Raw genomic sequence first — 9,252 nt, forward strand, 5'->3', positions numbered from 1 at the left:
CTCAGCCGCGTTCGACCAGCACCCACGGACTGTGCGCGCCCGTCAGGTCAAGGATCAGAGCGCCGGGCGATCCTGACTGAAGTACCTGACCCGTCGTCGCCCTCTCCCCCTTCGGGTTCAGGGGTGTCGCCTGCATCGGTCCCGTCCAGGGCAAGGTTAGCCGACAGTCGACCGGCTCCACGAGGACCGGGGCACGCCCGTTCTCGGGAATCGCACGGTGACCGTCCAGGAAGGCTTGCCCGGTGTTCTCCGATCGTGCTACCGCCGTAACCAGAAGCCGGCGCGAGGTCTCGACTGGCCGGCCATCCAGCGAGGCGACGCTGACAGAGGCAAAGGGAGTCTTGCACTCCACGCGCACGTCCCCAAGAACCACCTTCGCTGCACCACCGAGTTGACCCAGGGCTACCCGCACACAGGGCGCAACGGCCGTGAAGAGCCCGGCGGTCCGATCCAGGACCAACTGGCCTGTGTCACTACGGAAGACCCGACCCGCCTCCTCAAGGGGAGCCTGCGAGGGTAGCTGCCAGCGGGTCGCGGCCTGCAGCACCATACGGTGCAACCAGGCTGGGTCGGTCGCTGCCTGTCCCGAGGCATGAGGCATCACGTACTGACGGTCGGACAGGAACCCGACCGTGGCGTCGCCGGCCCTGATCGGTTCGGCCCCGACGGGCAACGAACCGGGGTCCAGGACCGTGTCGAAGCTGCCCAGGGCGGAAGCTACCGGCGGAACTACCGTACTGGTCTGCAAGCCCGGCACGGTGAGGCGGGAGGACAGGCCCCGGTCGGACGACTTGGCCAGGACGTCGGAGAAGGGCCAGTCGGCGAAGACCAGAGCATGCCGTGCCTGACTCAAGTCGCCTGTGGCCGAATGGCCGCTGGATACCACGACCTCGGCATCGCCGCTGTAGCGATCGTCGAAGTAGGCATTGCGCACCTGGGAGATGTAGGGCAGCACTCGGTAGAGACTGTAGCCGTCAGTGGCACGGCCACGGCGAGTGCTGAAACGATCGACCCCTGAGACGCCGACATGCCAGGTGTTGCGTGCGACTGCGATGTCGCCCCGCAGGAAGATCAGGGCCGCCAGCGGCATCTGTCCCCAGCGCACCGGATCGGACTGGTTTCCGAAGCTTGTCAGCCGTGTCTCGTTGGCCGAGTAGGCGAAGTAGAGCAGGCCATCCCAGTCCTGCAGGCGGCCGTAAGCCGCCATCAAGGGGAGTGCCTCGCAGCGCCATTCGTTCGGCCAGGGGAAGTTGAACTCGGGCACGATCATCGGCGTGCCCACGACGGTGCTCGAGGCGACCTCAGCCACTGGATTGCTTTTGGCGGCCAGGTCCGAGCTCACCATTGCCAGATTACTGAAGCGCATGAAGGGCTTGGCGTCTACGTCGGGATGGCACCAGTAGTTGTTGCGCGAGGTGAAGTCGCACTGCGCGTTCGCTGCGTTCGAGGCGTCGCAGAAGTCCTGGTTGGTGCCGGTGATAGGGCACTTCAGCCCCAGCGAGCGCAGGTGCCTGATCATCTCGTTGTAGTAAGCCGTCTCGAGGCCGTACAGGAAGTGCTGCATGTCATTGCAGCGAGCAGGGCTCTGCTCTCCCACATAGGGGGCTTTGCTCAGGTCGGAGTGCAGGAACCTCAGCGGCAGGACAACAGTGCCGCGGGCCGGGTCTTCGTCGGCGAGCAGGGCACACTCCCGACCCCGAGTCCAGGCGCGTGCCAGTCCAGCACGATCTTTGTACTGGTCCAAGAGCCAACGATTCCAGCGGGCCTCGAGGTCGGCCACGTAACTGGGCAGCATGAGCTTCTGGTTCTGCAGGTAGAACAGCGAGTTCTCGTTGGTGATCTCCTGCACAGCAAGACCCGGCTCATCGACATAGCGGTGGCCTGTGTAGGGATTGCGGTGTGTGAGGAGCGCGGTCGCGTAGTCCTTCTGGAGCTGTAGCATCCTCTCGTCGAAGATGCTGGCACCCTTGATGGAGCTCTCCCAGCGAACCTGGAGCTGCCCGGCGTCGCGAACACCGTCTCCGGGGAGGAATTGACGGTAGTCCAGCAGATCGAAGTAGACGTAGATGCCGCGCTTCAGAAGCTGGGCCACGAAGTAGTCGTAGCGGTCGAGCATCTCGGGGTTCAGCGTCTGGGTGGTACCGACTGCGTAGTCGATGAAGCGCGTATAGCTACCGTCGATGCTGTGCAGACGCAGAAGGTTGATGCCATAGCGGGAGAGACGCTCGGCGATCATCTCGGCTGCTGCCTTGTCGGGGCAACATCCGGCGCCGCCGGTATTGGTGCCGAAGAAGCGGGCACGCACCCCATCCTGGAAGTAGAAGTGCCCGTCCTTGCCTACGGTCAGGAACCCATGCTTGCCGGCCGGCGCATCGAGAAGCGAACTCAGGTCGATCTCGCGCAGTGTTGGGTCTTTCAGGTCGAAGTTCCACTCGTACCAGCCGGTCGTGTCGGTGAACTCCAGCTTCAGAGGCAGCTCAGGCATCAGTGGAGGCCCGTCCCCGGCAGTCACGGCCACAAGGATCGGCACGGCGTCACCTCCTGCCTTCTCCAGCCGAACTCGTGCGATGGTCGCGTCGGGCTTCGGGTTGCGCCACGGGTAGATGCACAGCCCGATACTGGGCGACTGTGCGTTCTTGCCCTGCCACCCAAGGGCGCTCTCGGCGCTATCGCGAGCACCCCACCAGTCCAGGACCTCGCGCCCGTTGCGCAAGGGTACCGCGACCGTGCTGCCATCGGCGAAGGTCACCAGGTAGCGAGCAACTACCGATTCCGAGCTTCCAGCCCAGGCGTCGGCCTGCAGGAAGTAGAGCACGTCGCAGCGCTGGTTGACGGAGAGCTCGGCGGCCGCAGGCATCTGCTCGCGTCCTCGTCCTCGCAGGACGATGCAGGACCGGTCACCGTTGGTCGCAGGATCGACGATATCGAAGGGGATCGTGCGCCATACTTGACGACCGAGGGGTATCTCCCGTGCGTCATTGTCGCCCTGATCCGTCCAGCCTCCCTTCCCGTCACCAGCGACCTCATCAGCAAAGCCGGTGGTGCAGGCTGCCCGGAGGTCGATGGGCCGGAAGTTGCCCTGGGGCTTGCCTCCCGGGGCGACGGTGATGTCGTCGAACCAAGCGCTGCCGACGCCGACATCCAGCTTGAGATAGACGCACACCGTCTCTGCGCCGGCCGGAACCTCAACCGAGGCGCTGCAGCGTTGCCAGTCGGTCTTGCCGCTCACCGGGGCCGTCCCAGTCTCCTTGAGCCACTTTCCGCCGCCGGAGAAGCACAGGTCGATCCTCGCTCGTCCCTCGGTGAGGTCGGTCTTGACCCAACCGTCGACCAGCAGTGTCTCACCCGGTACGCAGGACCGAGGGGTGTCTTGCACCCAGCGTGCGGTGTTGGCATCCCAGGCCTGATCTGCCGGGTCTTTGGAGTCAGAGAGCCGGACCGAGCGGGTCCCCGTATGGGCGACACCGGTCTCCCACGCAGCCTTCCCCTGAGAGCGGAAGAAGGCGGTGCTCCAGCCGTCCGGCGCCTTGTCGCGGTTAACGTCGAGCTCAAAGGACGCGTTCGGGACGTAGGCCGGCAGCCACTGAGCGCCGGCGGGAAGTGCGCAGAGGGCCAACAGGATACCCAGGCAGTACCGCAGCATGGCACACGCCTCCTGACGACAGGGTTCGGACGGATTCGCGTTCAGCGCACCAGCGAGAGACACCAGGCCCTGCTGATGAGAGACGGTTACTTCGAAGGGAAGGTGAGGAGTTCGAAGCCGGTCTCCGGGTCATGGCAACGCAGGGCGTTGAGACCGATGATCTCAATCACCACGATCTCCAGGACGTGCCAGGCGACGATCCCGGCCCGGATGCAGCCCGAGCGCGCCTCGTCACCCCGCCCAAAGGCGGCGTGCATGTGCAGCATCGGCGTTCCGCTTTCGTCGGGGAAGATCGTACCGACCGCCGCTACCTCATGGACGCCCTGAAGTTGGTTGGTGACCGGTACCGGCGGCAGCGCCGTCCCGTCCTCCGGGCCCACGACGAACCTGCTGCCGTCCTCGGCCCCGCCGACCATGATCGCAACGCCGGCCTGAAGGTTGTGGTCGACGGCGAACTGCTCCAGCACCTGCGGCATGGATTCACCATGCTCGAGTCGAAGGGCGAAGACACGCCCCAGTCTACCCTCGGAGTACTGCATTATCCGGCACCTGCCCTGCAAAGAGGATTCGCGGAGTCTGCTCACCACACCCTTTGGACATGCGACCTGCGGAATCCTCTATCCTCGCGCTTTGCCACCGGCTCGCGGGCCGTGGCTTCGCCGGGCGGGTTCCTTGACGCCAGCGCCAGCGGCGGGCTATACTTGGCTGCCCGGCGCCGGTGGGGTATTTGAGGGGCGCGTGTTGGAGTGCGAGCGGCCGTCCTCGTCTCCGATCACTTGCTGACAGATCCCGTAGGAAGATCGACATGGTGCTTGTCTACGGTCCCCTGGCCCTGTTCATCGTGGCCGGGTTTGTGTTCGCGGCTATCACGCTGGTCCTCGCCATGGTCCTGCGTCCTGCCGACACCTACGACGAGAAGCGTCTTGTCTACGAGTGCGGCATTCCCCCCTTCGGCTCAGCCTGGAGCCGATTCTTCGTTCGCTACTACATCATCGCCATCGTTTTTGTCGTGTTTGAAGTCGAGACCATTTTCCTGTTCCCCTGGGCCACCGTCTTCAAGAAGCTTAGTGCGCCAGTTGCCCTGGGGCCCCTGCCGGCGATCGAGATGGGGATCTTCATCGCCATTCTGCTGGTCGGCCTGGCGTACGTCTGGCGCAAGGGTGACCTCGAGTGGGCAGACGACGCAAGGCGCCCTGCCGCCGACCGACGACGCTGAGCCCCCAACATGGAACGAGAGCCATGGACCTACTGAAGCAACTCGACAAAGCCTACGACGCCACGACCGAGGAGCCGATGCGGAATCTGGCGCGGCGTTACCAGGATACGCCTCCCGGGGTGCGGTTCATCAGCATCGTTGACAAGGTGCTGAACACGGGCAAGGCGTGCTCGCTGTGGCCTCTGCAGTTTGGGTTGGCGTGCTGCGCAATTGAGATGATCGCCACCGCCGGTCCGCGCTATGACCTGGACCGTTTCGGGATCATCATGCGAGCGTCACCCCGGCAAGCGGACTGCATGATCGTCGCGGGCACCGTGAGCGTGAAGATGGCGCCGGTGGTCGAGAGGCTCTACAACCAGATGCCGGAACCCCGCTGGGTCATCGCCCTGGGGAACTGCGCAGTCAGCGGCGGACGGTTCTACCAGCACGCCTACAGCGTGGTCAAGGGCGTTGACCGGGTCATCCCCGTGGACATCTACATCCCCGGGTGCCCGCCGAGGCCGGAGAGTCTTGTCGACGGTCTGCTCAAGCTCCACGACCTGATCCGCAAGGAAAGCATCACCGATCGGCCACGGCATGAGCGCTGGGAAGCCGAACACCAGCTTCCGCCCGAAGCCGCCATACGGTAGACAGCCTGTCAGGGAATTGACGATATCTGTGACTGCGAAGACCCTCCCACAACCTGTCCCCGAGGACCTCACCGAGCGTTTTGGTGAGGCGGTAAGCCTGGCGACCGACGGCACGTGGGAGATCCGGCTTCCGGCTGAGGCGGCCCGTGAGGCGCTGGAGTACCTCGGGCGGGACCGTCAGCCGGCCTTCGACTATCTCCTTGATCTGTGCGGTGTGGACTACCCCGAGGGCTTCGAGGTGGTCTATCACCTGTCCCGCCCGGCGACTGCTGAGGTTGTGCGCGTCCGGGTGCAACTGCCCAGACGAGGCGCCAAGGTCCAGACCGTCACTGACGTATGGGCTGGTGCAGGATGGCCGGAGCGGGAGCTGATGGAGATGTTCGGGATCGCGGTGGAGGGCAACCCAGACCCGGGGCATCTGCTGCTTCCCGAAGACTGGAAGGGCTTCCCCCTGCGTAAGGACTATCAGTACCCGCAGGACCATCCCTACCTGCGCCGTGACCCGATGCATGAGGACCCCGGAGCCTTCGTGGCCGGGAAGACGCCGGCCGGCCAGACGAACCCGGACGAGGAACCCACGCCCGAGGCTCAGTGAGGACGCCAGTGCAGGACCTGCATACCGAAGAGATTCTGCTGAACATGGGGCCTCAGCACCCCTCGACTCACGGGGTGCTGCGTGTTGTCCTGCGTCTGGATGGCGAACGGGTCATCGACGCCAAGCCGGATATCGGTTACCTGCACAGCTCACTAGAGAAGATTGGCGAGCAGCTAACCTGGGCTCAGTACATCCCCTATACCGACCGCTATGACTACCTGAGTCCGCTGACGAACGAGTTTGTCTATGTGCGCGCGGTGGAGAGGCTGCTGGGTATCGAGGTCACGGAGCGCTGTGAGTACATCCGGGTGATGATGGCGGAGTTGCAGCGTCTCATCAGCCACCTGATGTACTTCACGGCCATGGGCCTCGACACCGGCGCCACGACTGTATACCTGCACTGCTTCCGTGATCGCGAGCGTCTCAGCGATCTGCTTGAGCACGTGACGGGCCAGCGGATGCTGTACAACTACCTGCGCATCGGCGGGGTGCGCGACGATCTGCCCTATGACTTCGCTGAGGAGCTGCGCAGTTTCCTGGCCTACTTCCCGGCGAAGCTGCGGGAGTACAACAATCTGCTGACGAAGAACCGTATCTTCCGGGGACGCGTGGAGAACGTGGCGGTCCTGGAGCCCGAGCAGGCCATCCGCTACGGGCAGTGCGGGCCCTGTCTGCGCGCCTGCGGCCTTGCCCAGGACCTGCGCAAGACCCCGGGCTACAGCGTCTACCCGGAGTTCGACTTTGATATTCCCGTTTTCGACACTTGCGACGCAATGGCCCGTCACCTGGTCCGCTGCGAGGAGATGGTTCAGAGCCTGCGGATCCTCGAGCAGGCCCTCGACAAGCTCCCCGGCGGTGGGGTGAGCGTCAAGGTCCCGCGGCCGATCAAGCCCGATCCGGGAGTGGTGTATGAGCGCGTGGAGGGACCGCGAGGCGAGGTAGCCTGCTACCTGGTCTCCGACGGTGGGGAGAAGCCCTTGCGAGTTCACTGGCGTCCTCCCTCCTACTACAACCTGCAACCCTTGCCCGAGCTGATGAGGGGTGGCTACGTGGCCGACACGGTCATCGCAATCGCCGCGCTCGATATCATGCTCGGTGACGTGGACAAGTGAGGTCGTTTCCGGCGGCTGCCGGCCTGGCCGCACACTGATCCAGGGCGAGCTTTACTGAACATGCTACGCAACGCTTTCACTGCAATCCGAGACTATTCCGTGAACCTGCTGACCGGCTGGGGTCTACCTGGCGACTGGTCGTCGCTGCTTGTGGACGTGGTGGCCTGGATCGTCGGCGTGGTCGTTGTGATCAGTGTGATGATGGGGGCGGCCCTGGTTCTGGTCTACGCCGAGCGCAAGGTCTCAGGATGGATCCAGGCTCGTGTTGGACCGCTTCGCGTCGGCCCGCAGGGGCTCTTCCAGACGCCGATGGACGCGGTGAAGCTGCTGCAGAAAGAGGACATCGTTCCTGCCGGCGCCGACATTCCTCTGCATACGCTGGGGCCGGTAGTGTTCTTTGTCGTGTCGCTTCTGGGCTGGCTCGTGGTGCCCTGGGACAAGGGCGTTGTGATCGGCGGGCTCCTGGACGCGAATGTGGGGCTGCTCTTCTTCGTGGGGGCCAGCGGGATGACGATCATCGGCATCCTGATGGGTGGCTGGGGCTCGAACAACAAGTGGTCGCTGTTGGGCGCCGTCCGGGCTGCAGGGCAGGTTATCAGCTACGAGGTGCCGATGCTGCTGGCGCTGCTGTGCGTGGTCCTGACCAGCGAGACGCTGTCGCTGGAAGGCATCGTGCAGGGCCAGACAGGCTCCGGCCTGCTGTCCTGGAACATCTGCAAGCCCTGCCTGTGGCTTCCAGCCCTGATCTTCATCATCTGCATGTTTGCAGAGGTGGCCCGGCAGCCCTTCGACCTACCCGAGGCAGAGAGCGAACTGGTGGCCGGCTACCACACCGAGTACAGCGGGATGAAGTTCGCGCTCTACTTCCTTGGCGAATACGCGAACATCCTGCTGGTCTCGATCCTGGTGTCTGTCGTGTTCCTGGGCGGCTGGGCTTCGCCCTTTGGTGAGACGGTCATCCCGGGGGTCCTGTGGCTGTTCCTGAAGGCAGCGCTCCTCGTCTTCTTCGTGCTCTGGGTTCGGTGGACGCTGCCCCGTCTGCGAATCGACCAGCTTATGTCCTTCGCCTGGAAGCTGCTGGTCCCGGCCGGTTTTGTGGCCCTGGCGATCGCAGCTGCGGCGGTGGCCTGGCACTAGCGACTTGCCCTTCGTAAGCCTGATTGCAGTGACGCCTGTCTAGGGAAACTATGCGCTCACCTTCGTCGCAACAACCGGCCCGCGTGTCCATCGTCGCCGACATTCTAGGCGGCGCCGTAAGCGTGCTCAAGGGCCTGTGGGTCACCATCGTCAACTTCTTCCGCAAGAAGGCGACGGTGAACTACCCCTTCCCCAATCCGGAGCGCAACTACAAGCCGCGTCCGGGGTACCGAGGAGACTTCGCGCTGATAACCGACCGCGAGCGCGGACGACTGCGCTGCACGGCCTGCGGGAGCTGCGCGAAGGTCTGCCCCGATCGCTGCATCCATATCGTCGGCGAGGGCAAGGGCAAGGACCGGGTGCCTGCCGAGTTCTACATCGACCTGGGGCTATGCATGTTCTGTCACCTGTGTGTGGAGGTCTGTCCCTTCAGCGCGCTGACGATGACGCCGGACTACGAGCAGGCCGCGCCAGACCCCAAGATGCTTATCCGCACTCTGGAGGACCTGCGACGCAGGGGCGAACCCTACGATGAGCCGCTGCGGGTGCAGACCGTTGCGCCCGGCACCACGGTCGCAGCAGGCACCGAAACGGCGGACAACGAGCAAGGGCCTACTGCAACGCCCACTGGGTGACAGGGATTTGCCCGCAGAACGCCGTCAAGAGGCACTACGGTCATCTGTACCACAGGCTTTGAGGCAGCAACTGAGTCTTCATGAACGCAACAGACTGGCTGGAACAACTTGGTTTCTTGCTGGTGGCGCTCTTCACCCTGGGGTCTGCGCTAGGGGTCATCCTGGCCCGGCGCGTGCTCCATGCGGCTCTGTGGCTGCTGCCCACTCTGGTGGGCGTGGCCGGGGTGTTTGGGCTGCTCGGGGCGCACCTGCTCTTCGCCATGCAGGTCATCGTGTACGTGGGCG

Annotated in this window: 9 protein-coding genes; 7 read left to right on the forward strand and 2 right to left on the reverse strand. The window is 64.3% G+C overall.

The genetic code is table 11. The annotated features are described in order from the left end of the window. Position 1: 1 nt before the first annotated feature. Together ABFE16_13450 and ABFE16_13455 are read right to left on the reverse strand one after the other, a co-directional pair. Positions 2-3,643, reverse strand: coding sequence for a hypothetical protein (locus ABFE16_13450; GenBank protein ID MEN6346299.1), 3,642 nt, complete (start codon positions 3,641-3,643; stop codon positions 2-4). Positions 3,644-3,729: 86 nt separating this feature from the next. Next, positions 3,730-4,182, reverse strand: a complete 453-nt coding sequence (locus tag ABFE16_13455) for a PPC domain-containing DNA-binding protein (GenBank protein MEN6346300.1) — start codon at positions 4,180-4,182, stop codon at positions 3,730-3,732. Positions 4,183-4,448: 266 nt separating this feature from the next. On the opposite strand from ABFE16_13455, the gene ABFE16_13460 reads away from it, so the two are divergent. The 7 genes from ABFE16_13460 to ABFE16_13490 all read left to right on the forward strand — a co-directional run. Continuing rightward, on the forward strand, positions 4,449-4,859 hold the full coding sequence (locus ABFE16_13460; GenBank protein MEN6346301.1) for an NADH-quinone oxidoreductase subunit A: 411 nt from the start codon (positions 4,449-4,451) through the stop codon (positions 4,857-4,859). A gap of 77 nt (positions 4,860-4,936) precedes the next feature. After that, positions 4,937-5,488: an NADH-quinone oxidoreductase subunit B family protein gene (locus tag ABFE16_13465; GenBank protein ID MEN6346302.1), complete on the forward strand. Its 552-nt coding sequence runs from the start codon at positions 4,937-4,939 to the stop codon at positions 5,486-5,488. 28 nt (positions 5,489-5,516) lie between these two features. Beyond that, positions 5,517-6,083 carry an NADH-quinone oxidoreductase subunit C gene (locus ABFE16_13470; protein MEN6346303.1) on the forward strand — a complete coding sequence of 189 codons (567 nt, stop codon included), beginning with the start codon at positions 5,517-5,519 and terminating at the stop codon, positions 6,081-6,083. An 8-nt stretch (positions 6,084-6,091) separates the two neighbouring features. Then, entirely contained in the window at positions 6,092-7,195 is a 1,104-nt protein-coding gene (locus ABFE16_13475; protein ID MEN6346304.1) for an NADH-quinone oxidoreductase subunit D, read from the forward strand. A gap of 60 nt (positions 7,196-7,255) precedes the next feature. Beyond that, the gene (gene nuoH / locus ABFE16_13480; GenBank protein MEN6346305.1) at positions 7,256-8,332 is read left to right on the forward strand and encodes an NADH-quinone oxidoreductase subunit NuoH; all 1,077 of its coding nucleotides are present in this window, start codon (positions 7,256-7,258) and stop codon (positions 8,330-8,332) included. Positions 8,333-8,382: 50 nt separating this feature from the next. Continuing rightward, positions 8,383-8,967 carry an NADH-quinone oxidoreductase subunit I gene (locus tag ABFE16_13485; GenBank protein MEN6346306.1) on the forward strand — a complete coding sequence of 195 codons (585 nt, stop codon included), beginning with the start codon at positions 8,383-8,385 and terminating at the stop codon, positions 8,965-8,967. Between the two features lie 80 nt (positions 8,968-9,047). Continuing rightward, a partial coding sequence (locus ABFE16_13490) for an NADH-quinone oxidoreductase subunit J (protein ID MEN6346307.1) occupies positions 9,048-9,252 on the forward strand: 205 nt, incomplete at its 3' end.

It is taken from the genome of Armatimonadia bacterium (assembly GCA_039679385.1).
GTDB lineage: Bacteria > Armatimonadota > Zipacnadia > Zipacnadales > JABUFB01 > JAJFTQ01.